General features: G+C 63.5%; 26 protein-coding genes. 20 read left to right on the top strand and 6 right to left on the bottom strand.

From position 1 onward, the window contains the following. The first annotated feature begins 14 nt into the window (after positions 1-14). Complete coding sequence (locus IEX32_RS08180) at positions 15-1,061, top strand: YihY/virulence factor BrkB family protein (RefSeq protein WP_188770309.1); 1,047 nt, start codon at positions 15-17, stop codon at positions 1,059-1,061. A gap of 50 nt (positions 1,062-1,111) precedes the next feature. On the opposite strand, the gene IEX32_RS08185 is transcribed toward IEX32_RS08180, so the two are convergent. Beyond that, the gene (locus IEX32_RS08185) at positions 1,112-1,648 is read right to left on the bottom strand and encodes an MEKHLA domain-containing protein (RefSeq protein ID WP_188770311.1); all 537 of its coding nucleotides are present in this window, start codon (positions 1,646-1,648) and stop codon (positions 1,112-1,114) included. Between the two features lie 256 nt (positions 1,649-1,904). Between IEX32_RS08185 and IEX32_RS08190 the strand changes: the two genes are divergently transcribed. From IEX32_RS08190 to IEX32_RS08210, 5 genes are all read left to right on the top strand, one after another. Continuing rightward, positions 1,905-2,738: a coniferyl-alcohol dehydrogenase gene (locus tag IEX32_RS08190; RefSeq protein ID WP_188770313.1), complete on the top strand. Its 834-nt coding sequence runs from the start codon at positions 1,905-1,907 to the stop codon at positions 2,736-2,738. A 152-nt stretch (positions 2,739-2,890) separates the two neighbouring features. Continuing rightward, entirely contained in the window at positions 2,891-4,204 is a 1,314-nt protein-coding gene (ribB, locus tag IEX32_RS08195; RefSeq protein WP_188770315.1) for a 3,4-dihydroxy-2-butanone-4-phosphate synthase, read from the top strand. Between the two features lies 1 nt (position 4,205). Next, positions 4,206-4,628 carry a 6,7-dimethyl-8-ribityllumazine synthase gene (gene ribH / locus IEX32_RS08200; RefSeq protein WP_188770317.1) on the top strand — a complete coding sequence of 141 codons (423 nt, stop codon included), beginning with the start codon at positions 4,206-4,208 and terminating at the stop codon, positions 4,626-4,628. 454 nt (positions 4,629-5,082) lie between these two features. Further along, positions 5,083-5,247, top strand: coding sequence for a hypothetical protein (locus IEX32_RS08205; protein ID WP_188770319.1), 165 nt, complete (start codon positions 5,083-5,085; stop codon positions 5,245-5,247). 201 nt (positions 5,248-5,448) lie between these two features. Continuing rightward, positions 5,449-6,015, top strand: coding sequence for a helix-turn-helix domain-containing protein (locus tag IEX32_RS08210; RefSeq protein WP_188770321.1), 567 nt, complete (start codon positions 5,449-5,451; stop codon positions 6,013-6,015). A 128-nt stretch (positions 6,016-6,143) separates the two neighbouring features. Here IEX32_RS08210 and eno read toward each other — a convergent pair whose 3' ends face one another. Continuing rightward, on the bottom strand, positions 6,144-7,430 hold the full coding sequence (eno, locus tag IEX32_RS08215; RefSeq protein WP_188770324.1) for a phosphopyruvate hydratase: 1,287 nt from the start codon (positions 7,428-7,430) through the stop codon (positions 6,144-6,146). A 175-nt stretch (positions 7,431-7,605) separates the two neighbouring features. On the opposite strand from eno, the gene IEX32_RS08220 reads away from it, so the two are divergent. The 5 genes from IEX32_RS08220 (at position 7,606) to IEX32_RS08240 (ending at position 9,761) form a co-directional block, all read left to right on the top strand. Further along, a complete protein-coding gene (locus IEX32_RS08220; RefSeq protein ID WP_188770326.1) occupies positions 7,606-8,175 on the top strand; it encodes a hypothetical protein in 570 nt (189 codons plus the stop codon). 22 nt (positions 8,176-8,197) lie between these two features. Then, complete coding sequence (locus IEX32_RS08225; protein WP_188770328.1) at positions 8,198-8,569, top strand: phage holin family protein; 372 nt, start codon at positions 8,198-8,200, stop codon at positions 8,567-8,569. A 4-nt stretch (positions 8,570-8,573) separates the two neighbouring features. Continuing rightward, positions 8,574-8,891, top strand: a complete 318-nt coding sequence (locus tag IEX32_RS08230) for a hypothetical protein (protein ID WP_188770330.1) — start codon at positions 8,574-8,576, stop codon at positions 8,889-8,891. Continuing rightward, positions 8,884-9,411 carry a hypothetical protein gene (locus IEX32_RS08235; RefSeq protein ID WP_188770332.1) on the top strand — a complete coding sequence of 176 codons (528 nt, stop codon included), beginning with the start codon at positions 8,884-8,886 and terminating at the stop codon, positions 9,409-9,411. The genes IEX32_RS08230 and IEX32_RS08235 overlap by 8 nt, the downstream gene beginning before the upstream one ends. 128 nt (positions 9,412-9,539) lie before the next feature. Beyond that, positions 9,540-9,761: a DUF4170 domain-containing protein gene (locus tag IEX32_RS08240; protein ID WP_188770334.1), complete on the top strand. Its 222-nt coding sequence runs from the start codon at positions 9,540-9,542 to the stop codon at positions 9,759-9,761. Between the two features lie 95 nt (positions 9,762-9,856). Here IEX32_RS08240 and greA read toward each other — a convergent pair whose 3' ends face one another. From greA to carA, 4 genes are all read right to left on the bottom strand, one after another. After that, positions 9,857-10,333 carry a transcription elongation factor GreA gene (gene greA / locus IEX32_RS08245; protein WP_188770336.1) on the bottom strand — a complete coding sequence of 159 codons (477 nt, stop codon included), beginning with the start codon at positions 10,331-10,333 and terminating at the stop codon, positions 9,857-9,859. A gap of 102 nt (positions 10,334-10,435) precedes the next feature. Further along, positions 10,436-13,759 carry a carbamoyl-phosphate synthase large subunit gene (gene carB, locus IEX32_RS08250; protein WP_188770338.1) on the bottom strand — a complete coding sequence of 1,108 codons (3,324 nt, stop codon included), beginning with the start codon at positions 13,757-13,759 and terminating at the stop codon, positions 10,436-10,438. A gap of 45 nt (positions 13,760-13,804) precedes the next feature. Continuing rightward, positions 13,805-14,185, bottom strand: coding sequence for a hypothetical protein (locus IEX32_RS08255; RefSeq protein ID WP_188770340.1), 381 nt, complete (start codon positions 14,183-14,185; stop codon positions 13,805-13,807). Then, on the bottom strand, positions 14,182-15,348 hold the full coding sequence (gene carA / locus IEX32_RS08260; protein WP_188770342.1) for a glutamine-hydrolyzing carbamoyl-phosphate synthase small subunit: 1,167 nt from the start codon (positions 15,346-15,348) through the stop codon (positions 14,182-14,184). Before carA ends, IEX32_RS08255 begins: the two co-directional genes overlap by 4 nt. 159 nt (positions 15,349-15,507) lie before the next feature. On the opposite strand from carA, the gene IEX32_RS08265 reads away from it, so the two are divergent. From IEX32_RS08265 to IEX32_RS08305, 9 genes are all read left to right on the top strand, one after another. Further along, the gene (locus tag IEX32_RS08265) at positions 15,508-15,960 is read left to right on the top strand and encodes a GatB/YqeY domain-containing protein (protein WP_188770344.1); all 453 of its coding nucleotides are present in this window, start codon (positions 15,508-15,510) and stop codon (positions 15,958-15,960) included. Next, positions 15,902-16,471 carry an endonuclease domain-containing protein gene (locus IEX32_RS08270; RefSeq protein WP_188770346.1) on the top strand — a complete coding sequence of 190 codons (570 nt, stop codon included), beginning with the start codon at positions 15,902-15,904 and terminating at the stop codon, positions 16,469-16,471. Before IEX32_RS08265 ends, IEX32_RS08270 begins: the two co-directional genes overlap by 59 nt. Further along, complete coding sequence (gene dnaG / locus IEX32_RS08275; RefSeq protein WP_188770349.1) at positions 16,471-18,354, top strand: DNA primase; 1,884 nt, start codon at positions 16,471-16,473, stop codon at positions 18,352-18,354. The genes IEX32_RS08270 and dnaG overlap by 1 nt, the downstream gene beginning before the upstream one ends. 40 nt (positions 18,355-18,394) lie before the next feature. Beyond that, positions 18,395-20,410 carry an RNA polymerase sigma factor RpoD gene (rpoD, locus tag IEX32_RS08280; RefSeq protein WP_188770351.1) on the top strand — a complete coding sequence of 672 codons (2,016 nt, stop codon included), beginning with the start codon at positions 18,395-18,397 and terminating at the stop codon, positions 20,408-20,410. Positions 20,411-21,180: 770 nt separating this feature from the next. Then, positions 21,181-21,618, top strand: a complete 438-nt coding sequence (rpiB, locus tag IEX32_RS08285; protein ID WP_188770353.1) for a ribose 5-phosphate isomerase B — start codon at positions 21,181-21,183, stop codon at positions 21,616-21,618. A gap of 21 nt (positions 21,619-21,639) precedes the next feature. Next, positions 21,640-22,938, top strand: coding sequence for a serine hydroxymethyltransferase (gene glyA / locus IEX32_RS08290; RefSeq protein ID WP_188770355.1), 1,299 nt, complete (start codon positions 21,640-21,642; stop codon positions 22,936-22,938). 4 nt (positions 22,939-22,942) lie between these two features. Further along, complete coding sequence (locus tag IEX32_RS08295) at positions 22,943-23,170, top strand: hypothetical protein (protein ID WP_188770357.1); 228 nt, start codon at positions 22,943-22,945, stop codon at positions 23,168-23,170. Positions 23,171-23,200: 30 nt separating this feature from the next. Beyond that, the gene (nrdR, locus tag IEX32_RS08300) at positions 23,201-23,695 is read left to right on the top strand and encodes a transcriptional regulator NrdR (RefSeq protein ID WP_188770359.1); all 495 of its coding nucleotides are present in this window, start codon (positions 23,201-23,203) and stop codon (positions 23,693-23,695) included. Beyond that, the gene (locus IEX32_RS08305) at positions 23,688-24,413 is read left to right on the top strand and encodes an RNA methyltransferase (RefSeq protein ID WP_188770361.1); all 726 of its coding nucleotides are present in this window, start codon (positions 23,688-23,690) and stop codon (positions 24,411-24,413) included. The genes nrdR and IEX32_RS08305 overlap by 8 nt, the downstream gene beginning before the upstream one ends. The last annotated feature ends 127 nt before the right edge of the window (positions 24,414-24,540 follow it).

The following is a 24,540-nucleotide window of genomic DNA, read 5'->3' on the forward strand; positions in this document are numbered from 1 at the left end:
TGAGACAGGTCATCATGGAAGCTGATACCCCATCGCCTGCCCCCCGTCCCGGCGCGGATGCGCACTCGCCGATCTCGATGCCGATCGGCGCCTGGAAAGGCGTCATCAACCGCGTGTGGGTGATGAGCGGCTTTCATCAACTCGGAATGCTCTCGGCAGGCCTCGCCTTCTACTCCTTCCTTGCGCTCACGCCGCTCATCGCCGCGACCGTCATGATCTATGGGCTGATAGGAAATGTCGATACGGTACGCCAGCAGATGGCGAGCATCGTCGAGGTGGTCCCACCCGAAGCGGCTCATGTGCTGGAGCAACAGTTGCTCACTATCGTATCGACCAGTTCCGGCGTCACCGGCCTGGCGCTCGTAGTCGCACTGTTCTTCGCCGTTTTCGGAGCCATGCGTGCGGCATACGGAATGATCAGCGCACTCAACATCATCAACGAGGAGCACGAGACGCGCGGCATGATCGCCGTATCGCTGCGTGCCGCGGGATTGACGCTGGCGGCCGTGCTGATCGCGCTGACCGGCGTGTTGGCGGGAGGCGTCTTCGCCTGGCTGCAGGTGCAGACGAAAGTCTATCTCGGCGCATCGACCCAGACCTTGTTCCGGATCCTGACGTGGAGCGTCGCAATCGCGCTGGGCAGCGCCGGATTCGCCCTTATCATGCGCTACGGGCCGGACCGGCGCCCCGCGAAATGGCGCTGGCTGATGCCCGGATCGGTCCTCGCCACGCTACTGTGGATACTGGTGTCGTTCGGTTTTTCGCTCTACGTCGCCTATATCAGCGACTACAACGCGACCTACGGCTCGCTTTCGGCGATTGTGGTATTCCTGATGTGGCTGTTTCTGTCCGCCTATGGCGTGCTGCTCGGCGCACTCGTCAACGCGGAGATCGAGCGGCAGACTCACCGCGACACGACGGTTGGCCCCGAAAAACCGCCCGGCCAACGTGGGGCGGTACTCGCCGACGTCATCGATGACCGGCTCCGGACCCTGCGCGAACTGGAGGATCGAAAGCGCCGACGCGCGGAGGCCGCGCGCAGGCATGTCGATAGCAGTTAGGCCCGGCTTTCAAGTCACGCGCTTTAGCGTTGTCGGACCTGCGGCGGACGTCACGCCCACGGCAGGAAAGTCGCGGCCTGTCCCTGGTAGTGGCCTGCGCTGTCGACAAGATTCCAGACCACGGCCGGCCCGATCCTGAAGCGCCGCCCCTTCGCGCTGATGCGGATGCCGGCGTAGTCGTCGATATATCCCTGCGCGGTGACGCGTTCGAGCAAGGCCTGTCGCTCCTCGCGCAAGGGCGCCTCGGCCGAGAGGCGCGAAGGCATCGCGATGAAACTCTCCACGTCGCTATCAAATGCGGCCAGCGCGCAGGCGTTGCCGAAGAAGAACACCGGATCGGGCTCGGTCCCGTGCGCCAACACGGCGAAAGGCGCCTGCCACAGCGTCGAGACCATATCGTTGCACGGTCCAATCAGCGGCCGGCCCACCAAGCGCTCGAAGCTCTCCGGGAGAAGCGCGATACGCGCGGCGCGTTCGGGCTCGCGATACGCCGCAGGAACCGGGTCGCCGGCGCGCGCGCCGCCACGGACACGATCTGCATTGCACGCTCTCGGCGGCTGCTCGGGTGTGGTCGCCTGCCTTGTCATCACTTTCCCACCATCGGATGCCATGCCTTTGCTTACCGTGGCTAGCAAGGAGGCGGAAGCAAGGTGAGCAAGGCGATCCACCGCAGGGTGAGCAGCCGTTACACCACGCGCCTGATCGCGAACGAATTGAAACCTCATCGCAGAGGCGATCAGCCTGCGCGCCTGTTGATGCATGGGCGCCTGTACGCCTAGCTACTGCACATTATTTTCGGGGCCGCGCCCGACGTGCTGCGCCCATGAGAGGAAGGAATGAAACATGAGTGACGTACTCGGCTACAAGGGCAAGCGTGTAATCGTCAGCGGATGCTTTTCCGGCATGGGCGAAGCGACCGCGAGATTGCTGGTCGACCTCGGTGCCGAAGTACACGGTTTCGACTTCAAGGAAAGCGCGGTGCCGATGGCGTCGTTCACCCAGATCGACCTTCGCGATCCTGCCACGATCGAAGCGGCGGTGGCCGGGGTCGGCGGCAAGGTCGATTGCCTGTTCAACTGCGCCGGGCTTCCCGGCGGCGGCGGCTTCCCGCCTCTCGACGTCATGAAGGTGAACTTTCTCGGCACGCGTCATCTGACCGAGCAGGTCGTGCCGCTCATGGACGGCAAGGGTGCGATCGTCTCGATCGCTTCCACGGGCGGTCTCGGCTGGAGCCGGCGCGTTCCGGTTCACATGCAGCTTCTCGCGACCCAGGGGTTCCAGGCCGGCCTCGAATGGTGCGAAGCGAACATGGACCAGGTCGCGGAAGGCTATGCCTTCTCCAAGGAAGCAGTGATCGTCTGGACCCAGTTCATGGGCGCGCGGCTCATCAAGAAGGGCATTCGCATCAACTGTTCGCTGCCCTCGCCGACCCAGACGCCGATGATGGCAACCTTCCATGCCACGTCAGGCAAGGACGTGGTCGATGCCGCCGCCGAACCGCTCGGCCGTTACACTACGCCCGAGGAACAGGCGGGACCGCTGGTACTCATCAACAGCGACCTCGCCGGCGTCGTCAACGGCATCGTCATGCCGGTAGACGGCGGCTTCATGGGCGGGCTTTCCACGGGTCAGGTGGACATTACCAAGATGATGAGCGGCGCCAAACAGAGCGCGTGAGCCGAATTTCGGGCATCGCCTGAAACGGTAAAAGCGGGGCCCGACGAGAGATCGTCCGGGCCCCGTTTCCGTTAGAGCGGAAAAGCGGACTTGAATTTCAATGTGATTTTGGCATACGGAAATCACATCAAAATGTGAGTGCGAGTAATCCAATGTCAGGCAACGTCATAGATCAAGTCCGCAGGCTCGTCACCGACGGCGGAATGAGCAAGGCCGGCCTCGCCCGCGCCGCCGGGTTGCACGCCAATACGCTGCGTGACTGCACCGAGCCCGACTGGAATCCGACCGCCGAAACTCTCGGCAAACTCGAACGGGCGCTTTTCTCGAACGACGATCGGCAGGTACTCGTGCCAATCGAGGAAATCATCGACGAAGCGCGTAACGGACGCATGTTTATCCTTGTCGATGACGAGGACCGGGAAAACGAGGGCGATCTCGTCATCCCCGCGCAGATGGCGACGCCGTCCGCGGTCAACTTCATGGCGACGCACGGGCGTGGGCTGATCTGCCTCACCCTTACCAGCCAGCGCGTCGAGGAACTCGGGCTCAACCTGATGAGCCAGAACAACGGCACGCGCCACGAGACGGCCTTCACCGTCTCCATCGAGGCGCGCGACGGCGTGACCACCGGAATATCCGCAGCGGACCGCGCGCGTACCATCTCCGTCGCCATCGACGGCACCAAGACGAGGGACGATATCGTTACCCCCGGACACGTCTTTCCGCTGCGCGCACGCGATGGCGGCGTGCTGGTCCGCGCCGGTCATACCGAGGCGGCGGTCGACATCTCGCGCCTTGCCGGGCTCAATCCGTCCGGCGTGATCTGCGAGATCATGTGTGATGACGGGACCATGGCGCGGATGGACGATCTCATCACCTTCGCGCGCCTTCACGATCTCAAGATCGGCACGATCCGCGACCTGATCGCCTATCGCCGCAAGCACGACCGCATGGTCGAGAAGAAGAACGAGATATCCTTCCACAGCCGCCACGGCGGCGACTGGATCGCGCGCTCCTACTACAACAGGGCAACCGGCGATGAGACCGTCGCGCTGGTCAAGGGCGGCATCGACCCCACGAAGCCGACCCTCGTGCGCATGCACACGCTTTCCCTTTTCGCCGACATTTTCGGCGAGGACATGGGCGAGCGCGCCGACCTGCTGACCCGGTCGATGGAAATGATCGCGCAGGAAGGCGCGGGAGTCATCGTCGTCATCAACCGGCCGATGAACCGGCTCATGTCGCGGGTGATGGAAATAAAGCGTCAGGTCCGCGACGGCGGCAATCCGGATCTCGAGGAATTGCGAGATTACGGCGTAGGCGCCCAGATTCTGGCCGAATTGGGCGTCCACGACATGATTCTGCTCACCAACACCCACCACTCACTCGTCGCGCTCGAAGGCTACGGCCTGAATATTGTTGGCGAACGCCCGATTTCCGCCATCATGGCCGAGGAGACACGCTGACATGGCCCGCTTCCTGATTGTCGAAGCCCGATTCTACGACCACCTCAACGACATGCTGGTCGCGGGGGCCCGGGCCGCGCTCAGCGCCGCCGGGCACAAGGCCGAGGTGATCACCCTGCCGGGCGCACTGGAGATTCCCGGCGCCATTTCGCTCGCCGATGCCTCAGGCGATTATGACGGCTACGTCGCGATTGGTGTCGTCATTCGCGGCGAAACGTATCACTTCGAGATCGTCGCGGGCGAAAGCGCGCGCGGCATCATGGCGCTCACCATGGACGGCATTGCCATCGGCAACGGCATTCTTACCGTGGAGGACGAGGCGCAGGCGCTCGTTCGCGCTGATCCGGCGCAGAAGGACAAGGGCGGCGAGGCCGCCAAGGCCGCGATCGCGCTGCTTGAACTGAAAGAACGATTTGGCGGCTGATCCGATCGGCAGGCGCGGCGGACTGGCAGGGATCAAGATGCGCTGTGGTATTCGATCAGGCGGGCGCTGCGGGCGACTTGGCGTGCTGTCAGCGGCACCCGAGATGGCATCTGAAGTGATCTTCTGCCTGGCACGGCAGGCGAATGTTAAGTAAAAATACTTAAACGTCGCCATGTCAACCCATACAAAATAACAACTATTGCCCAAGCTCAAAGAACGCATCCGAGATTTAATTTATCCTTACAATCTGTTCACGTTCAGGACACTGCAATATATATTGTTTCATCCTGGAGTGGATTGTGTAGCTGAAGGATATTAGTCTTCCTGTTCTGATCCTGATTGGAGGTATCTTGTAGCAATCACGCCGCGGCACGATAGCGCGGCTCGTACACCCCGGTCCGGGGATCATGGACCCAGGTAAAGGGCCGTCCCTTTCCTGCCGGAGGTCATTGAAGTGAATAGGAAAGAGAAGGCAGAACAGCTTGTCGGCGACCTGAGGGAAAGACTCGTCGAACTGGAATCCCTGGGGGCGCTGGTCGCCGCGGCACACCTCGATGTGGCGATCCACGCCCTTTGCAAAGAGTTCAATGTCGAAGGGAATATCTCCACACCGGACTAACCTTGGGGAGACGACCACCCCGACCTCGTGACAATGACCCGCGTGGGTTGCGATGCAAGGTACCTGGCCGGTTCAGAACAACACTCTGGCTCTGCTGCCCTTGCATCGCAATCGTTGGGATAGTCGCTGCAGATCGTCCGTAATCGAAGGATCACGCCTTCGTTCGCGCGTTCTTCAGCCTTGCGCCGGTGATTGTGGTCGATGGAAATGACGGACCAATTGATGCGCAATCGGGCGAAGGCCATTCGCCTGATCGGGATTGCCAACGAGTTGCTGGCAATGGCGCGCGAGCTGGAAATTGGCCAGCCACTCATCTCCGAAAGCGCCGGCGCCTTGAGTGCCGGCAGTCATGCCGCCGTGCCCAGGGAGGCGGCACGCCAGGATCATCCGATCTGGGTTGAGCTTGCACGGCAGGCGTACGATGACCGACGGCGGCGCACCAAGATCTTTGGCATCGAGGCGCTCTTCGGTGAACCGGCGTGGGATATCCTGCTCGACCTGTTCATCGCCGCCAAGGAGCGGCGGCGCGTTTCGGTGACCAGCGCCTGCATCGGCTCGGCCGTACCGTCGACGACGGCGCTGCGCTGGATCACCATCCTTGAAAAGCACGGCCTCCTGGTCCGCGAAGCGGACCCCGGCGATGCCCGCCGCGTCTACGTCAAGCTCAGCGCACGCGGCTATGCCGCCATGCTCGAATATTTCGCATCCTCGTCCCGGTCGGTCGTCCTCCTCGACGACCCGGGACACAGCTCAGCAGCGGCGCGATAACACCGAGAGTCCCCGCACCTTTTCGCCCCCCCCGTAGGAAAGGCAAGCCCGGGCCCAAATCGCCGCTGCACCGGGTGACCGGTTCCTTCCTGGAACCGGTCACCCGGACCCGATTTTCCGTCAGGTCGTCAGGCGCCGAGACGGCCGAAAGCACCCTCGCCCGCGTAACGCGCGGCCTTGCCCAGCTCTTCTTCGATGCGGATGAGCTGGTTGTACTTCGCAAGCCGGTCCGAACGGGCCAGCGAACCGGTCTTGATCTGACCGCAGTTGGTGGCGACGGCCAGATCGGCGATCGTCGCATCCTCGGTTTCGCCCGAACGGTGCGACATGACGGCGGTGTATCCTGCGCGCTGGGCGATCGAAACCGCTTCGAGCGTTTCCGTCAACGACCCGATCTGGTTGACCTTGACCAGCAGCGAGTTTGCCAGCCCCTGCTCGATACCCATCGTGAGGCGCTTGGGATTGGTGACGAAAAGGTCGTCGCCCACCAGTTGCACCCTGTCTCCGACCTTGTCGGTCAGCGCCTTCCAGCCCTCGAAGTCGTCCTCGCCCATGCCGTCCTCGATCGAGATGATAGGATAGGCGTCGCACAGGTCGGCAAGATAGTCGGCGAAAGCGGCAGGCGCGAGCGAGAGCCCTTCACCGCTGATCTCGTACTTGCCGTCCCTGAAGAACTCGGTCGAGGCGCAGTCCAGCGCGAGCTTGATGTCGGTGCCCGGCTTGAACCCGGCTTTTTCGACCGAGGCCATGATGAAGTCGAGCGCATCACGAGTGCTGGCAAGGTTCGGGGCGAAGCCGCCCTCGTCGCCCACGGCCGTGGCGAGCCCCTTTTCCGAAAGGCCCTTCTTCAATGTGTGGAATATCTCGGCGCCCCAGCGCACGGCCTCCGCCAGCGAATCGGCGCCGACCGGCATGACCATGAATTCCTGGAAGTCGATCGGATTGTCGGCGTGCTCGCCGCCGTTGATGATGTTCATCATCGGCACCGGCAGCACATGCGCCGAAACGCCACCGATGTATGAATAAAGCGGCAACCCGCGCGCGTTGGCGGCGGCCTTGGCGGCGGCAAGGCTGGCGCCCAGAATCGCGTTCGCGCCCAGGCGGCCTTTGTTCTCGGTGCCGTCCAACGCGATCATGGTCATGTCGAGGTCGCGCTGGTCCTCCGCGTCGAGCCCGACGAGAGCTTCCGCGATCTCGGTGTTGACTGCCTCGACAGCCTTGAGAACGCCCTTGCCGAGGTAACGCCCCTTGTCGCCATCGCGCAGTTCGACAGCCTCGTGGGCGCCGGTGGAGGCTCCCGAGGGCACGGCGGCGCGGCCGAAGCTGCCGTCCTCGAGCAGCACGTCCACCTCTACGGTGGGATTTCCACGGCTGTCGAGAATTTCACGGCCGTGGATGTCGATGATCGCGGTCATTTGCGTCAGTCTCCTCTTGCGCGCGCCAATGCGCCTTTGGCCGCGCGTCTTAGCAGGGGAACCTAGCCTGACAAGTTGCGTTGCAGAACTATACCGCAAGCTGTGTTATTCTCAGCGCGATACGCCTATATAGGTACCCCCCGGCGCCAACGGGTAAGGAAGGAAGGATAGACACATGGCCGATCCCACCGTTACCAGCGGAAACGAGACCGAGAACGCCCGGAACCACTTCTCCAAGGCCATGGAAGAAGCCAGGGCCGGCGCTCAGGCGCTTGGCAAGGAAGCGCAGACTCTCGCGGAAGGTTATCTGGGCAAACTGAACGAGACTCGGTCCGAATGGACCAGCGAAGCCAGGACCCGCTCGACCGAGGCCCGCGACAAGGCGAACGCTGTCGCCACCGACGCGCGGGAAAAGGCCAACGCCTACGCCGCGGACGCAAAGACCAGGGCGACCGATTTCGCGCTCGAAGGCAAGGCGAGGACCAGTCAGGCCATCGCGGGAATCTCGAAGCTGATCGACGAGAACGCCGGCCTCATCGACGAGAAGGTCGGCGCCAAATATGGCGACTACGCTCGCCACGCGTCGAAGTCGATGCAGGACGTCGCCGCCAAACTCGATGAAAAGAGTCTCGACGAACTGAGCGAGGACGCGAAGGAATTCGTACGGCAGAGCCCGGGCGTCGCCATCGGTATGGCAGTTGCCGCAGGGTTCCTCGTGGGCCGCATGTTCAAGAAGAGCAAGTGACGCCCGGAAGACCGTGCAGGAAATGACGCCAGGACTTGCCCCTTCGCCGCATGAGGCGGAGGATCCGACGCTTGCCGAGGACGTGCAGCAGCTCATGCGGGATGCGCGTGCCTTGGCCGAGGCCGAGTTCGCCTTTCAGAAGACGCGCGCGGCATACGCGGGCGCCGAGGCAAAGGGCATCGCCCTGCTTGGCGTCGTCGCGGTCGTTCTGGTGTTCTTCGCGGTCATGGCGCTGGTTGTCGGCGCCGTCATAGCGCTTGGCCCCGTCCTGACGGCGTGGGGCGCGATGGCCGCGGTCACACTGGCCTTGCTGACGATCGCGGGGATTTGCGCCCTTGCGGCGAAAGCGAGGCTCAAGCGGTTGAAGAACGCCATATCCGACAAAAAGGGTTAGCCAGATGGCGAAGCTTGCCTTGCAACTCGAAGCCGATCGCGCCGCGCGCGATGTCGCACGAGCAGCCTTCGATGCACGCTACGGAGCGATCAAGGCCGACATGGAGGAACGCGGCCTCGCCGGACGCGTCCTCGACGAAACGATGGAAAAGGCGCGCGGCGCCCTGGATGAGGCAGTCGACGTCGCGGAGAGCCATCCCGGCGTCATCGGCGGAACCATAGCGGCGCTTGCGCTTTGGTTTCTCAGGAACCCCATCATCGCCTGGATCGAGGAACTGCTCGGTCCGGCGATGAACCGGACGAAGGAAGCAGACGATGCCTGACAACGATCCGAACACACCCCACACGCCTCCCGGCGCGGATGACTCCAACAGGGTAGTCGCGCTCACTCCCGTTCCGGCAGAACCGAAACCGTCCGAAAAGGTCATCACCTTCGTGCGCAAGCACCCGGTGCTGACAGTCGCCGGGGGACTCGCCGCCGGAATCGCCATAAGCGCACTGCTGCCTCGCAAGGCCGGCCGCAGACTGGCGGGCCGGGCTGTCACCATTGCCGAAGCGGCAGGCGCGGCGGCCATGACGTTCGGGCGGGACACTTCCGGGAAAGTCCAGAGCCTCGGCCACGACGCCAGGCACAAGGCGGAGGACCTCGCTTCCCGGGCAGAGAAGGCCGGCGGAGTGACGGCGGCGCAACTCGAAAGGTACGGGCTTGCCGCCATTGCCGCCGCCAGCGCGCTGGGCCGGGCGGCCGTCAAACGCGCCGAAAAGGTAGGCCATGCCGCGGCCGACAAGGGTCATCAGATCGCCGACAAGGCGGGCGAACTGAAGCATCGCATCCGGGACTGATCTCCGTTACTGCTAACAATTCGCAATATCTGTGAATTATGGGTCGTTCCCGCGATCCGTGCTTGCTCTTGCCCATATCAAAAATTATAGGAGCGCCTCCTCGCTAATCAGGAAAGCGGTCCTCTCCCATGCAGAAGCTTCACCTCGTCATGGGCGGCCGGGTCTCGGACCCGCGCAGCCTCGAATTTGCCGATCTCAAGAACGTCGATCTGGTCGGCGTCTATCCTGACTACGCCTCCGCAGAGGAAGCCTGGCGCTCCAATGCGCAGCGCACGGTCGACGACGCGGAGATGAAGTACGTGATCGTTCACCTCCACCGCCTGCTTGAGCCTGAACTGCCCGAAGGCTGATCGCGCCTCTCGGGCGAAGGGAAAACGAAAAGGCCGGCATCGCTGCCGGCCTTTTTCTTGTCAGCCATACCCAGGCCCGCAGGCCCCGGCACGGATCAGATGAACTCGATCCCCTGAACGAGATAGAACTTGTCGCCGGACGGCACGGTCACTTCGATCTCGTCATCGACCTTGCGGCCGATCAGCGCCTTGCCCAGCGGCGAATTGTAGCTGATGCGCCCCACCTTGGCATCCGCCTCATAGGGGCCGACGATCTGATAGCGCACCGGTTTCTCGTCGTCATCGAGCAGGGTCACTGTGGCGCCGAAGATGATCTTGTCGCCCGAAAGCGTGGCCGGATCGATGATCTGCGCCCGGCTAATCTTGTCCTCCAGGTCGGCAATGGTCGCTTCGACCTGCCCCTGGCGTTCCTTGGCGGCGTGGTATTCGGCGTTCTCCGAAAGGTCGCCATGCGCGCGCGCTTCCTCGATCGCATCGACAATGCGCGGTCGCTCCTCGCGCAGAGCCTTGAGGTCGGCGGTAAGCTTTTCATACCCTTCGGCGAGCATGGGCAGCTTTTCGATACTGGCCATCGGCATTTTCTCCTGCTGCCTCCGTTGTCGCCGACTAATCGCCTGTCCCGTCCCTGAAGGAACAGGTGCGATCCGCAGCGATGTGGGGAGGCAAGATCGATTTCAGCTATAATAATCCTGCAATGAGCGCACTTCAAGCTGGCTGCCACGAATTGTCGCAATTGCCTCGGCAGCGGCGACGCTGGCGGCCGCCGTCGTGAAGATCGAGACTTTCGCCCGCAGCGCCGATGCGCGGATCGACTGCGAGTCCTTGAGGCTCTGCCATCCCTCTGTCGTATTGAAAACAAGGGAAATTTCGCCGTCAATGATCTTGTCGACGATGTGCGGACGCCCTTCCGCGACCTTGTTGACCTTCTCCACAGCGAGCCCGGCATCGGCCAGGTACTTCTGCGTGCCCGAAGTTGCGATAATCCTGAAGCCCTGCTCGATCAGGCGGCGCACGGCCGGCAGGATATGCGGCTTGTCGCTGTTCTTGACCGAGACGAAGACAGTGCCTTCGGTCGGCAGCTTCATGCCCGCGCCCAGTTGCGCCTTGGCGAAGGCCGTGGGGTAATCTCTGTCGATGCCCATCACCTCGCCAGTCGATTTCATCTCCGGGCTCAGCACCGGGTCAACGCCGGGGAAGCGCGCGAAGGGGAACACCGCTTCCTTGACGGCCATATAATCCAGATCGCGCTTGAACGGCGGGAAATCGGCCAGTTTCTCGCCAGCCATGACCCGCGCGGCGATCTTGGCGACGGGCTGACCGATGGCCTTGGCAACGAAGGGCACGGTACGCGAAGCGCGGGGGTTGACCTCGATGAGGTAGACATCGTCCCCCTTCACCGCGAACTGCACGTTCATCAGGCCGCGCACGCCAAGGCCCTTCGCGAGAGCCTCCGCCTGGCGTTCCATTTCCTCGATGATCTCGCCCGGCAGGCTGTAGGGAGGGATGGTGCAGGCGCTGTCGCCCGAGTGGATACCGGCTTCCTCGATGTGCTGCATGACGCCGGCGACGACGACCTGTTCGCCGTCGCACAGCACATCGACGTCGCATTCGATGGCGTCGCGCAGGTACTGGTCGATCAGGACCGGGCTATCGCCGGAAACCTGCACGGCAGTCGCGATGTAGTCGTCGAGCTGCTGCTCGCTGTCGACGATTTCCATGGCCCGGCCGCCGAGCACGTAGCTGGGGCGGGTAAGGACCGGATAGCCGATGCGATTGGCGACGGCGACAGCCTCATCCCGGCTGCGCGCGATGCCGTTGGCAGGCTGCTTGAGTCCGAGCTTTTCGACCAGCGCGGCAAAGCGCTCGCGATCCTCGGCAAGGTCGATCGCGTCCGGCGAGGTGCCAAGGATCGGAATGCCGGCCTTCTCGAGCGCGTGAGCCAGCTTGAGCGGCGTCTGACCGCCAAACTGGACGATGACGCCGACAAGCTCGCCTTTCGACTGCTCGACGCGCAGGATTTCCAGCACGTCCTCGGCCGTCAGCGGCTCGAAATAGAGACGGTCCGACGTGTCGTAGTCGGTCGAGACGGTCTCCGGGTTGCAGTTTATCATGATCGTCTCGTAGCCGGCCTCGGACAGTGCGAAGCAGGCGTGGACGCAGCAGTAGTCGAACTCGATGCCCTGCCCGATCCGGTTCGGGCCGCCGCCGAGGATCACGATCTTCCTGCGATCGGAGGGCATGGCCTCGTCTTCGGGTTCGCCGAAGAACGGCGCCTCGTAGGTCGAGTACATGTAGGGCGTGATCGCCTCGAACTCGGCGGCGCAGGAATCGATGCGCTTGAAGACCGGGTGAACGCCCAGCTTGCCCCGAAGCTCACGCACCTCATCCTCGCTCGTCGCTCCCGCCATGGCGCGCAGCGCGTCGTGGAGCAGGCCGGAACGCCTGGCCTGCGTCTCGCCAAGGCCGCCCGCCACGCCCACCGAACGCACCGCGAGGGTGGCAAGCCGCTTGTCGGAAAAGCCCATGGCCTTCAGGCGGCGCATGCCGGCCGCGTCGATCGGCAAGCCGTCCTGCATGACCTTCGCTTCCTCGGCGATGATCTCCTCGATGTGGCGCAGGAACCACTTGTCGTAGAACGTGATCGCGTGAATCTCGTCGACCGTGAAACCCTCGCGCATGGCCTGGGCCGCGACCAGCAGGCGCTCGGGCGTGGCCTTCGCCAGCGCCGCCGTGATCGTGTCGCGCCCTGCCCCTTCCAGCTCGGGCACGCGGTTGAAGCCGTCGAGGCCGGTTTCGAGACCGCGCAGCGCCTTCTGCAAGGACTCCTTGAAGTTGCGGCCGATTGCCATGACCTCACCGACAGACTTCATCGCCGTGGTCAGTTCCGCCTTCGCGCCCTTGAATTTCTCGAAAGCGAAGCGCGGGATCTTGGTGACGACGTAGTCGATCGTCGGCTCGAACGAGGCCGGAGTAGCGCCGGTGATCTCATTCATGATCTCGTCGAGCGTATAGCCCACCGCCAGCTTCGCGGCGACGCGCGCGATCGGGAAGCCGGTCGCCTTCGAGGCCAGCGCCGAGCTGCGCGAAACGCGCGGGTTCATCTCGATGACGATGAGGCGGCCGTCCTTGGGATTGACCGCGAACTGTACGTTCGAACCGCCGGTTTCGACGCCGATTTCGCGCAGCACGGCGATGCTCGCCGAGCGCATGATCTGGTATTCCTTGTCGGTCAGCGTCAGCGCCGGGGCAACGGTGATCGAATCGCCCGTATGCACGCCCATCGGATCGACGTTCTCGATCGAGCAGATGATGATGCAGTTGTCGGCGCGATCGCGCACGACTTCCATCTCGTATTCCTTCCAACCGAGCAGGCTTTCCTCGATGAGGACCTCGTTGGTCGGAGAAGCATCGAGGCCGGAGCGCACGATCGTCTCGAACTCCTCCCGGTTGTAGGCCACGCCGCCGCCGGTGCCGCCGAGCGTGAAGCTGGGACGAATGATCGCGGGCAGGCCGGTGCGTTCGAGCACCGCATAGGCGTCGTCGAGCGAATGGGCGACGCCCGAACGCGCGGATTCCAGGCCGATCTTGTCCATCGCCTCACGGAAACGCTGGCGATCCTCGGCCTTGTCGATGGCATCGGCATTGGCGCCGATCATGGTGACGCCATACTTCTCCAGCGTGCCGTCGTTGAAGAGGTCGAGCGCGCAGTTGAGCGCGGTCTGCCCGCCCATCGTCGGCAGTACCGCGTCGGGACGTTCCTTCTCGATGATCTTGGCGACGATGGCGGGCGTGATCGGTTCGATGTAAGTGGCGTCGGCCATGTCCGGATCGGTCATGATCGTGGCCGGGTTGGAGTTCACCAGAATGACCCGGTACCCCTCCTCCTTGAGCGCCTTGATCGCCTGCGTCCCCGAATAATCGAACTCGCAGGCCTGACCGATGATGATCGGGCCGGCGCCGATGACGAGGATCGAGGAGATGTCTGTACGTTTGGGCATTTGGGCGCTTCTTGCTCTGGAGTTATCGAGTTACGCGTCGTTGGATCAGGAAACCAGTTCGGCGAAAGCCTTTTCCCAGTAGTCCGGGCCTTCGGCTTCGGCCTTGGCGATAATCGGATCTCCGGCCTGAAGTTCCCTGACCGCGGCCTTGAACTTGTCCGCCTGGAACTGGTGCATCGAGCCGCCGTATTCGTTCTGCTTCGTCTCCCAGGCGCCCTTCCCTATCATCATGTCGAGGAACACCTTGCCCGCCTCCTTGGAGTGCGACCGCACTTTCAGGCCGAACTTGCGGGTCGCGATGGAAAACTTGTCCTCGATGATCAGGCCGAGTTCGCCATAGGGATACCAGCGCGGCGCGATGATGAGATCGTTCGCCGGACCCGCGACGTAGTAGGCGATCATGTGGTCGACGATATCGCTGCTCATTTCATCATCCCCACAAATTTCTCGAAGAGATAGAAGCTGTCCTGCGGTCCCGGGCTCGCCTCGGGGTGGTATTGCACACCGAAGGCCTGATTGCCCTTGATGGCAATGCCGCAGTTGGTGCCGTCGAACAGCGATACGTGCGTTTCCTCGACGTTTTCGGGCAGCGTCGCGTTGTCGACCGCGAAGCCGTGGTTCATCGAGGTGATCTCCACCACGTTGTCGGCAAGGCGCTTGACCGGGTGGTTGGCCCCGCGGTGTCCCTGGAACATCTTGGCCGTCTTGGCCCCGGCGGCAAGCGCCAGCATCTGGTGGCCCAGGCAGATGCCGAAGATCGGCACATCGCGATCGAGCAGCCCCCGGATCACCGGCACGGCGTACTTGCCGGTGGCAGCCGGATCGCCCGGACCGTTGGAGAGGAACACGCCTTCCGGCTCGAGCGCGAGCACCTGCTCCAGCGTGACTTGCGCCGGCACGACCGTGACGCGCGCGCCGGCCTTCACCAGATTGCGGAAAATGTTGTCCTTGGCACCGTAGTCGATCGCCACGACATGCGGGCCGGCATCGCGCGCGGAGCGGCCATAGCCCTGCCCCAACGTCCAGGTCGAGCCTTCCCAGTCCTCACCGATCTGGCGGCTGACGATCTTCGCCAGGTCCATGCCTTCCAGCCCCGGCCACTCCTGCGCCTTCTTAAGCAGCGCGGGAATGTCGAAGTCGCCCTTGGGGTCGTGCGCGATCACCGCGTTGGGTGCCCCGGAGACGCGGATGCGGCGTGTCAGCGCCCGTGTATCGACACCCGAAATGCCGATCCTGCCCTTGCCCGCCAGCCAGTCACCGAACTCCCCGAGCGCGCGGAAACTCGAGGAAGGCGTCACCTCCTCGCGCACCACGCAGCCGACGGCGCTGTCGACCTTCGATTCGATGTCTTCCTCGTTGACGCCGACATTGCCGATATGCGGAAACGTGAAAGTCACGATCTGCCCCGCGTACGACGGATCGGTCATCACTTCCTGGTAGCCGGTCATGGAGGTGTTGAAGCAGACTTCGCCCACGGCATCGCCCACGGCGCCAAAGCCCTTGCCCCAGATGACATGTCCGTCACTCAGGACTATCACGCCCGTCGCCCCTTCAGGTTTGGGCGCAAGCGAAAATGCGGCGTCGGCCATGGTGGGTCGCTCCGTTTACGGCGTTTCGTACGTTATAGTGCTAAGGCCCACCCGCTAGAGACGCTTGGGCAGCGCGTCAAGCAGCAGGTGCAAAATGGCGCGGGCCTTGCTACTTTTAAGATCGCCATATTCCGTCAATTTCAGGACATCGGGAAAACAATGCTTCGTGATTCGATCAAGGCCGCGCAGATTTCCGCCATGAAAGCGGGCGACAAGCCGCGCCTTGCCGCCGTGCGACTCATCCTTGCCAAGATCAAGGACCGCGACATCGAACTGCGCACCGCAAAGGACGTGCCAGACGATGATGCCCTCGTGATCGACATCCTGCAGAAGATGGTGAAACAGCGCCGCGAATCGATCCAGCTCTTCGACGAAGGCGGCCGCCCCGAACGCGCGGCTGAGGAAAAGGCCGAACTGGAAGTGATCGAGGAATTCCTCCCGGCTCAGATGTCGGAAGAGGAGACGAAGGCGGCGATAGAGACCATCAAGACGGAAACCGGCGCCTCGGGCATGAAGGACATGGGCAAGGTCATGGCCGAGCTGAAGGCACGGCATGGCACGCAGCTTGACATGGGCAAGGCGAGTGGGTGGGTCAAACAAGCGCTCGCCTGAAAGGCCGAGCACGACAATCTCCCCTCCCGCCTGCGGGAGGGGCCGGGGGAGGGCCTGTTGGATCACGCAATCGACATTGAATAACGCAAGCGACAAGGGCTACTCCCGCCCCACCGCCAGGTCGCGGGAGCTACGCTGCAATGCGACTGAAGCCGAGCGCAAGCTGTGGCAGGCAATCAGCGCTCGAAAGCTTGCCGGCGTGCGTTTCAACCGGCAGTTCCCGGTGGGCCGGTACATCTGCGATTTCGTCTCGCGCGAATATCGGCTGGCGATCGAAATCGATGGCGGACAACACGCGCTGGCAAAGGGCTATGATGAACGCCGAACGCGCTTTCTCGAAGCGCAGGGCTACACCGTCATCCGCTTCTGGAATGGCGAGGTGATGGATAATCTGGACGGTGTTTTGACACGAATCGAGCAAACATTGTCTGACATGCCCTCCCCCGGCCCCTCCCGCAGGCGGGAGGGGAGTTTGTGGAGCCCGGCGCGTTCGTGCGGGCGGGATTTCTGATGCTGACCCCCCAATGGCTCGACCAGCTCCGCTCCCGCGTCACGCTGTCCGCACTGATCGGCCGCACCACGCGGCTGCAGAAGGCGGGGCGTGAGTACAAGGCGTGCTGCCCGTTCCATAACGAGAAGACGCCCAGCTTCACCGTCAATGACGAGAAGGGTTTCTATCACTGCTTCGGCTGCGGTGCCCATGGCGACGCGATCCGCTGGATGACCGATCATCAGGGGCTCTCGTTCGTGGACGCGGTAAAGGAACTGGCGGCGGAAGCGGGCATGGACGTGCCCGCCCCCGATCCCCGCGCGGCCAGGGCGGCGGAGAAGCGCGACACGCTGCACGACGTCATGAACGCCGCGCAGGACTGGTTCGCGCGCAACCTCGCTTCGCCCGAGGGCGAAGCCGCGCGCGTCTACCTCGCGACGCGCGGCTTTGCTGCCCATACCGTGGCACGCTTCGGTTTCGGCTATGCGCCCGAAGGACGGCAGGCGATGAAGGAGGCTCTCTCGCGCTTTCCCGAGGCCATGCTAATCGAGGCGGGTCTCAGGATCGAGGTCGAGAACCGCGATCCCTACGACCGGTTTCGCGGGCGCCTCATGCTTCCCATCGAGGACGCGCGCGGGCGGGTCATCGCTTTCGGCGGGCGCATTCTCGCCAAAGGCAAGACGGACGCGCCCAAATACCTGAACTCGCCCGACACGCCGCTGTTCGACAAGGGGCGCACGCTCTACAACCTGCACCGCGCCGCGCCCGCCGCGCGCCAGTCCGGGCGGATGATCGTCGTCGAAGGCTACATGGACGTGATCGCCATGGCGGCGGCCGGCATCGCGGAGTGCGTCGCCCCGCTCGGCACGGCGCTTACAGAGAACCAGATCGAACTGCTCTGGCGGCACGTTGAAACGCCGATCCTGTGCTTCGATGGCGACGCCGCCGGCCAGCGCGCCGCGATGCGGGCTGTCTCGCGCGCGCTGCCCCTGCTACGGCCCGCCCATAGCCTGCGGATAGTGCGCCTGCCCGAAGGTCTCGACCCCGACGACCTGATCCGGGCGAAAGGCGCCAGAGCGATGGAAGACCTGCTCGCAGGCGCCCGCGGCCTCGTCGACGTGCTGTGGGAATTCGAGCGCGATGCGCTGCCTCTCGTCACGCCGGAGGCCAAGGCCGGCCTGAAGGCCCGGTTGCTGGCCCATGTCGATGCCATTCAGAATCCCGATATCGCCGGCCTCTACCGCCGCGACCTGCTCGATCGCTATTCCGAATTCGCCTTTCCCCGCCGGGAGAACCGCTGGCAGCAGGGTGGCGGACAGGGAAATGCCCGTCCCAAAGGCAGCCAGCGCGGCGCGTGGAATGGACGCCCTCCCCCCGCGCCCTCGAGCCCCGAATCGATCGACCGCCTGCGCCGCCGTTTCGACGCCGCACGCGGCAGCGGCGCGCGCGATGCGCTATCGGCAGCCGTACTGGCCGGGTTGATCCGCTGGCCCGCCCAACTGGCCCGCCATGCCGAGGCCCTCGCCCGCACGCCGGGCCTCGATCCGCGTTTCACGGCGCTGCTCGATTGCTGCGATGCAATGGACACGCTTGAAAGCGGCGAACTGGCCACCATATTGTCGAAGATTGGTCTGGAAGTGCCCGCAGCCGCGGAATATTCAGGATTACGCTTCAGCTTCCTGCATTCGGAAGCAGGCGAGGAACAGGCGGCGTCGGACCTTACACAGGCTATCGATCTCTTGGTTCAGCGGCCTGTTCTGGAGTCCGCCTTGGCACAAGCGACTGCGCGGTTCGAAAGCGAGTTGTCCGAGGAGGCCTTTGCCGAGCAGCAGCGCCTGCTCAAGAGAAAGCTGGAATTTGACGATCGCCTAAGGCAAATGGCGACGAGACAGGCGGGCTCCTGATGTATAATCCGGGGCATGGGCACGATTTAACGGCGGTGGAATGAGCAGGAACGAAGACAACAGCGGCGAAAAGAACGACGGCACCGACGCGCCGCTGATCGACCTCAACGAAGCTTCGATCAAGAAGCTGATCGCGCGCGCCAAGCGTCGCGGCGTCATCACGTATGACGAGTTGAACGAGGCTCTGCCGCAGGACCAGATGTCTTCCGAGCAGATCGAGGACATCATGGCCGCGATCTCGGAAATGGGCGTCAATATCGTCGAGAGTGACGAGGACGCGCAGGGCGACGACGACAACGAGGTCGAGGAAGTCGATTCGGACGAATCCGCTCCGAAGATGGTCGTCGAGACCAAGAAGAAGGAAACCGTCGAGCGTACCGACGACCCGGTGCGCATGTACCTGCGCGAGATGGGCGCGGTCGAGCTCCTGAGCCGCGAGGGCGAGATCGCCATCGCCAAGCGCATCGAGGCTGGGCGCGACATGATGATCCTGGGCCTGTGCGAAAGCCCGATCACGTTCCACGCCATCATCCAGTGGTCCGAAGCCCTGAACGCGGGCGAGATGCAGCTTCGCGAGATCCTCGATCTCGACGCGATGCTTTCCAAGGAACCGGCGCCGGAAAACCTCAAGGAGGACGGCGAAGGCGACGACGACGGAGAAATCAGCGAAGCGACCGCCGGGCCTTCCTACAAGGAAGACGACGAGGAAGAGGAAGAAGAATCCGCCGAAGGCGAGGACGGCGAGGAAGGCACCTCGCGCCGCAAGGAAGAAGAGGACGAGGAGGACAACACTCTCTCGCTCGCCCAGATGGAAGCCGCCCTCAAGCCCGAGGCGCTGGAAAAGTTCGCGCTCATTACCGAGCTGTTCCAGGCGTTCGAGAAACTCCAGTCCGAACGCCTCGATGCGCTGGCGCTGGGCATCGGCTTCCCGCCCGCGAAGGAGGACGAGTACCAGCAGCTGCGCGAGGATCTGACCGCGCAGGTGGAATCGGTGCAGTTCCACGCGACCAAGATCGAATACCTTGTCGACAACCTCTATGCCTTCAACCGCCGCCTGACCGCGCTAGGCGGTCAGATGCTGCGCCTGGCGGAGCGTCACAAGGTCAAGCGCGCCGATTTCCTCGAGACCTATGTTGGCCGCGAGCTGGATGACACCTGGCTTTCCGACATGGCGAAGAAGGACAAGAAGTGGGCCGCCTTCGCCGAGAACGAGGCCGATTCGGTCGAGCGTATCCGGGCCGAAGTGGCCGACATCGCCGCCGCCACCGGCATGGCGCTTCCCGAATTCCGCCGCATCGTCAACATGGTCCAGAAGGCGGAGCGCGAGGCGCGTATCGCCAAGAAGGAAATGGTCGAGGCGAACCTGCGGCTGGTGATCTCGATCGCGAAAAAGTACACGAACAGAGGCCTGCAATTCCTTGATCTCATTCAGGAAGGTAACATCGGCCTGATGAAGGCGGTCGACAAGTTCGAGTACCGTCGCGGCTACAAGTTCAGCACTTACGCCACCTGGTGGATCCGGCAGGCGATAACCCGCTCGATCGCCGATCAGGCCCGCACCATCCGCATCCCGGTCCACATGATCGAGACGATCAACAAGCTGGTGCGCACTTCCCGCCAGTTCCTCCACGAGCAGGGCCGCGAGCCCACGCCCGAGGAAATGGCCGAGCGCCTTTCGATGCCGCTCGAAAAGGTGCGCAAGGTGATGAAAATCGCCAAGGAGCCGATCTCCCTCGAAACGCCGATCGGCGACGAGGAGGATTCGCACCTCGGCGATTTCATCGAGGACAAGAACGCGATCATCCCGGTGGACGCCGCCATCCAGGCGAACCTCAAGGAAACCGTCACCCGCGTGCTGGCAAGCCTCACCCCGCGCGAGGAACGCGTGCTGCGCATGCGCTTCGGCATCGGAATGAACACGGACCACACGCTGGAGGAAGTCGGCCAGCAGTTCTCGGTGACGCGCGAACGTATCCGCCAGATCGAGGCCAAGGCACTCAGGAAACTCAAGCACCCGAGCCGGTCACGCAAGATGCGCTCGTTCCTGGATCAGTGACTTGAGAAAAGCCCCGCTTCGGCGGGGCTTTTTGATGCCTTATTTGTCTTGGTACCGTGTTCGTCATACCGGCGCAGGCCGGCACCCAGCCCAAAAACAACGTCGCCGCAAAGCGGCGGCAATCTTGTCGAGGCTGGGCCCCGGCCTTCGCCGGGGTGACGCGATGGGCGGGCAGCACGCGTCGCGGCTTTCGGGACGCAGATCGAGCCTGCAAAATGACCAAAATGTTGGGGTTATGATGGTATCTCAGCACTCGTCATGCTGAACTTGTTTCAGCATCCATCGTGCCGCACGACCGGGCCTCCGATTGAGACGCCTCACCCGCGATTCAGCAGCCTGATCGCTGGCGTCGCGGCCCGACACTAACGGCGGAACAGATCGCCTGATGGACCCTGAAACAAGTTCAGGGTGACGATTCTGGAATCGCGGTGCAACGTCAGCAACACTGGCGTGTCCGGTCGGGTCGCTTTTCTGCATTCAGCCCCTCTGACGCACATAGCGCGATGGCTGGCAGAGAGGCGGCACCTCACCTCACATCCGTTTTCCTACGCCCGCCCGCGAGGTATCTTCACCGCATGCCCTCGCAAATGCGCCGCCGGCCGGCAGCCGCAAGGTGACGCCTTTTCTCCTTGGACTATGTAAACCTGTAACCTTGCAAGAAACGCGGACGCTGTGGTGGAGGATCGACCACGGGACTCGCCATGCGACCAACTCGCGACTAAGGGGAGCGCAAGCGAATCCTCACGCATAAGGACAAGCAGAAAGCTCCCATGCGCATCGTCATTGCATCCGACCACGCTGCCGTCGACCTCAAGGCCGAACTGCGCGAATACCTGATCGGCCTCGGCCATGAAGTCGCCGACCTCGGACCGGACAACTCGGACCGCGTCGATTACCCTGACTATGGCTACAAGCTCGCCTCGGTCATCGCCGACGGTACGGCCCAGCTCGGCATCGCGCTGTGTGGATCGGGAATCGGCATCTCGATCGCGGTCAATCGCCACCCGGCGCTGCGCTGCGCGCTGGTGTCGGAGCCGGTCTCGGCCGCGCTTGCCCGCGAGCACAACGATGCGAACTGCATCGCCATGGGCGCGCGGCTGATCGGGGCCGACGTGGCCAAGGCCTGCCTCGACGCCTTCCTTTCGGCCGAGTTCGGTGGTGGACGCCATACCGGCCGCGTCGAAAAGCTTTCCAATCCTCCCGCCTGAATCCGAAGAGGTCCCACGAACATGACCGTCGAAACCGCCATCCGTTCCCCCGGCTTCTTCACCGATACCGTAGCGCAGAGCGATCCCGCCGTCGCGGCCGCTATCGGCAAGGAAATGAAGCGCGAGCGCAAGCAGATCGAGCTGATCGCCTCGGAAAACATCGTGTCGAAAGCCGTGCTCGAGGCGCAGGGCTCGGTGCTCACCAACAAGTACGCAGAGGGCTATCCCGGCAAGCGCTACTACCAGGGCTGCGAACCTTCGGACGAAGTCGAAACGCTCGCCATCGAGCGTGCCTGCCAGCTCTTCGACTGCAGCTTTGCCAATGTCCAGCCCCACTCCGGCGCGCAGGCCAACGGCGCGGTGCTGCTGGCGACGGTCAAGCCCGGCGATACGGTCATGGGCATGAGCCTCGATGCCGGCGGGCACCTCACCCACGGCGCGCGCGCGGCGATGAGCGGCAAGTGGTTCAACGCCGTGCAGTACGGCGTGACGCGTGACACGCACCTGATCGACTACGACCAGGTCGAGGCCCTTGCAAAGGAACACCAGCCCAAACTCATCATCGCCGGCGGCTCGGCCTATCCGCGCGTGATCGACTTCAAACGCATGCGCGAGATTGCCGACTCGGTCGGCGCGCTGTTCCAGGTCGACATGGCGCACTTCGCCGGGCTCGTCGCGGCGGGTATCCACCCCTCGCCCTTCCCGCACGCGCACATTGCCACCACCACCACGCACAAGACGCTGCGCGGTCCGCGTGGCGGCATGATCCTGACCAACGACGAGGCGCTGGCGAAGAAGATCAACTCGGCGGTCTTCCCCGGCCTTCAGGGCGGCCCGCTGATGCACGTCATCGCCGCCAAGGCCGTCGCCTTTGGCGAGGCGCTGCGCCCCGAGTACAAGGACTACTGCCGCAAGGTCGTCGAGAACGCCCAGGTCCTGGCTGAAACGCTCAAGTCGCGCGGCGCCGAGGTCGTTTCGGGCGGTACCGACACGCACCTCGCGCTCATTGACCTCTCGCCGCTCGGCGTGACCGGCAAGGACGCCGACGAGGCGCTGGAGCGTGCGGGCATCACCTGCAACAAGAACGGGATCCCCTTCGACCCGCTGCCGCCGATGAAGACCAGCGGCATCCGCGTCGGCTCGCCGGCGGGCACTACGCGCGGCTTCGGGGTCGAGGAATTCCGCGAGATCGGCAACATGGTGGCCGACGTGCTCGAAGGCCTCGCCAAATGCGGCGAGCAAGGCGATGCCCAGGTGGAGCAGAATGTCCGTGCCCGCGTGGAAGCCTTGTGTGACCGCTTTCCGATATACGAGGACTGATATCATGACCGACCCCCGTCGCCCCCACGACAACGGCTCCTTCGTCCGCGATGCGCGCCAGGAGCTTGCCGGAATGCTGCAGGATGGGCTTGACCATCCTTCGACCCGGCCGGTTCTCGTGTGGGGCGCGGTGGGGGCGGTCGCCGGTGCGGTGCTGCCGTTCGTTTCGATCGGGCTGGGCCTTGCCGCCGGCGCCGGTTACAAGTTCTACAAGCGCGTTCGTCCCGACTGAATGCGCCGATTGCCGAGAGACCTGCCCTAGATGCGCTGTCCGTTTTGCGCCCACGACGATTCCCAGGTCAAGGACAGCCGCCCGGCCGAGGATAACACCGCGATCCGCCGTCGCCGTCAGTGCACCAGCTGCGGCGCGCGTTTCACCACGTTCGAGCGCGTTCAGCTGCGCGAGATCACGGTGGTGAAATCCGGCGGCGATGGCGAGGAGCCCCGCCGCGAACCTTTCGACCGATCGAAGATCGAGCAGTCCGTGGTCCTTGCCTGCCGCAAGCGGGGAATTGAGCGCGAAAAGATCGACCAGCTCGTCTCGGGCGTGCAGCGCCAGATCGAAACCTCGGGCGAGGCCGAAATACCCTCGCGCGTGATCGGCGAGATGGTGATGGACGGCCTGCGCCAGCTCGACTCGGTCGCCTACATCCGCTTCGCTTCGGTCTACCGCGCCTTCAACGAGGCGAAGGACTTTGAGGAGTTCGCGGGAACGGTGTGCGATGTGGCAGGCGGCGAAAGCGGTGGGAATGGCTGACACCCGGCCCGTCATCGTCCTCGTCCGTCCGCAGCTTGGTGAGAACATCGGCAAGGCGGCGCGCGCGATGCTCAATTTCGGGCTCACCGAAATGCGTCTCATCGCCCCTCGGGATGGCTGGCCCAACCCTTCGGCCGGTCCGGCCGCCGCCGGCGCCGATGCGGTACTCGAAAACGCGCTGGTCTTCGATACTCTGGCCGAGGCGGTAGCTGATTGCGCCCACGTCTACGCCACCACCGTGCGCAAGCGGGGCGTCACCAAGCCTGTGGTCACGCCCGAGGAAGCCGCGCGAGAGGTCCATGCGGCGCCGGGACGCTCTGCCTATGTCTTCGGACCCGAGCGATCAGGGCTCGAAACCGAGGATGTCGCGCTGGCGCGGGCGATCCTGACCGTGCCGATCAATCCAGAATTCGCCTCGCTCAACCTCGCGCAGGCTGTGATCCTGTGCGCTTACGAATGGTCGAAGTCAGCCGATCTCGAACAGCCGACGGCCGAGGAAATCCTGCCTCCCGCACCGCAGGAGGAGCTGGAAGGGCTGATCGGTCATTTCGAGCGCATGCTGGAGGCAAAGAACTACTTCTGGCCGGAGACGCGCGCGGCGGCCAATCGGCTGACCCTGCGCAATCTCCTTACCAAACCCGCCTGGAACCACCTTGAGGTCCGCACCTTGCGAGGCATTCTCAGCTCGCTCGAAGACGCGCGCCGCAAGCGTGACTGACATTCGCGGCAAGGTTTGCAGGCCAGGGGAATCGCATTTGAAAAATAGGTGTGGCGCGTAGGGTAAGAATGGATTCTTTGGCAGGCCTCACAATTGGGGAGGTCTGATGTCCTGGTTTGCCTGTGTG

Source organism: Novosphingobium endophyticum, from assembly GCF_014640675.1.
Lineage (GTDB): Bacteria > Pseudomonadota > Alphaproteobacteria > Sphingomonadales > Sphingomonadaceae > Novosphingobium > Novosphingobium endophyticum.

What these genes read in the sequence shown, in the direction of transcription:
- ribH (WP_188770317.1), top strand. Translation starts at nt 4,206, where the DNA reads ATGGCCCGCTTCCTGATTGTCGAAGCCCGATTCTACGACCACCTCAAC.
- IEX32_RS08240 (WP_188770334.1), top strand. Translation starts at nt 9,540, where the DNA reads ATGCAGAAGCTTCACCTCGTCATGGGCGGCCGGGTCTCGGACCCGCGC.
- IEX32_RS08265 (WP_188770344.1), top strand. Translation starts at nt 15,508, where the DNA reads ATGCTTCGTGATTCGATCAAGGCCGCGCAGATTTCCGCCATGAAAGCG.
- IEX32_RS08255 (WP_188770340.1), bottom strand. Translation starts at nt 14,185, where the DNA reads ATGAGCAGCGATATCGTCGACCACATGATCGCCTACTACGTCGCGGGT.
- IEX32_RS08230 (WP_188770330.1), top strand. Translation starts at nt 8,574, where the DNA reads ATGGCGAAGCTTGCCTTGCAACTCGAAGCCGATCGCGCCGCGCGCGAT.
- glyA (WP_188770355.1), top strand. Translation starts at nt 21,640, where the DNA reads ATGACCGTCGAAACCGCCATCCGTTCCCCCGGCTTCTTCACCGATACC.
- IEX32_RS08220 (WP_188770326.1), top strand. Translation starts at nt 7,606, where the DNA reads ATGGCCGATCCCACCGTTACCAGCGGAAACGAGACCGAGAACGCCCGG.
- nrdR (WP_188770359.1), top strand. Translation starts at nt 23,201, where the DNA reads ATGCGCTGTCCGTTTTGCGCCCACGACGATTCCCAGGTCAAGGACAGC.
- IEX32_RS08305 (WP_188770361.1), top strand. Translation starts at nt 23,688, where the DNA reads ATGGCTGACACCCGGCCCGTCATCGTCCTCGTCCGTCCGCAGCTTGGT.
- IEX32_RS08270 (WP_188770346.1), top strand. Translation starts at nt 15,902, where the DNA reads ATGGCACGCAGCTTGACATGGGCAAGGCGAGTGGGTGGGTCAAACAAG.
- IEX32_RS08210 (WP_188770321.1), top strand. Translation starts at nt 5,449, where the DNA reads ATGGAAATGACGGACCAATTGATGCGCAATCGGGCGAAGGCCATTCGC.
- dnaG (WP_188770349.1), top strand. Translation starts at nt 16,471, where the DNA reads ATGCTGACCCCCCAATGGCTCGACCAGCTCCGCTCCCGCGTCACGCTG.
- rpoD (WP_188770351.1), top strand. Translation starts at nt 18,395, where the DNA reads ATGAGCAGGAACGAAGACAACAGCGGCGAAAAGAACGACGGCACCGAC.
- ribB (WP_188770315.1), top strand. Translation starts at nt 2,891, where the DNA reads ATGTCAGGCAACGTCATAGATCAAGTCCGCAGGCTCGTCACCGACGGC.
- IEX32_RS08235 (WP_188770332.1), top strand. Translation starts at nt 8,884, where the DNA reads ATGCCTGACAACGATCCGAACACACCCCACACGCCTCCCGGCGCGGAT.
- greA (WP_188770336.1), bottom strand. Translation starts at nt 10,333, where the DNA reads ATGGCCAGTATCGAAAAGCTGCCCATGCTCGCCGAAGGGTATGAAAAG.
- carB (WP_188770338.1), bottom strand. Translation starts at nt 13,759, where the DNA reads ATGCCCAAACGTACAGACATCTCCTCGATCCTCGTCATCGGCGCCGGC.
- IEX32_RS08295 (WP_188770357.1), top strand. Translation starts at nt 22,943, where the DNA reads ATGACCGACCCCCGTCGCCCCCACGACAACGGCTCCTTCGTCCGCGAT.
- rpiB (WP_188770353.1), top strand. Translation starts at nt 21,181, where the DNA reads ATGCGCATCGTCATTGCATCCGACCACGCTGCCGTCGACCTCAAGGCC.
- eno (WP_188770324.1), bottom strand. Translation starts at nt 7,430, where the DNA reads ATGACCGCGATCATCGACATCCACGGCCGTGAAATTCTCGACAGCCGT.
- IEX32_RS08180 (WP_188770309.1), top strand. Translation starts at nt 15, where the DNA reads ATGGAAGCTGATACCCCATCGCCTGCCCCCCGTCCCGGCGCGGATGCG.
- IEX32_RS08225 (WP_188770328.1), top strand. Translation starts at nt 8,198, where the DNA reads ATGACGCCAGGACTTGCCCCTTCGCCGCATGAGGCGGAGGATCCGACG.
- carA (WP_188770342.1), bottom strand. Translation starts at nt 15,348, where the DNA reads ATGGCCGACGCCGCATTTTCGCTTGCGCCCAAACCTGAAGGGGCGACG.
- IEX32_RS08190 (WP_188770313.1), top strand. Translation starts at nt 1,905, where the DNA reads ATGAGTGACGTACTCGGCTACAAGGGCAAGCGTGTAATCGTCAGCGGA.
- IEX32_RS08185 (WP_188770311.1), bottom strand. Translation starts at nt 1,648, where the DNA reads ATGACAAGGCAGGCGACCACACCCGAGCAGCCGCCGAGAGCGTGCAAT.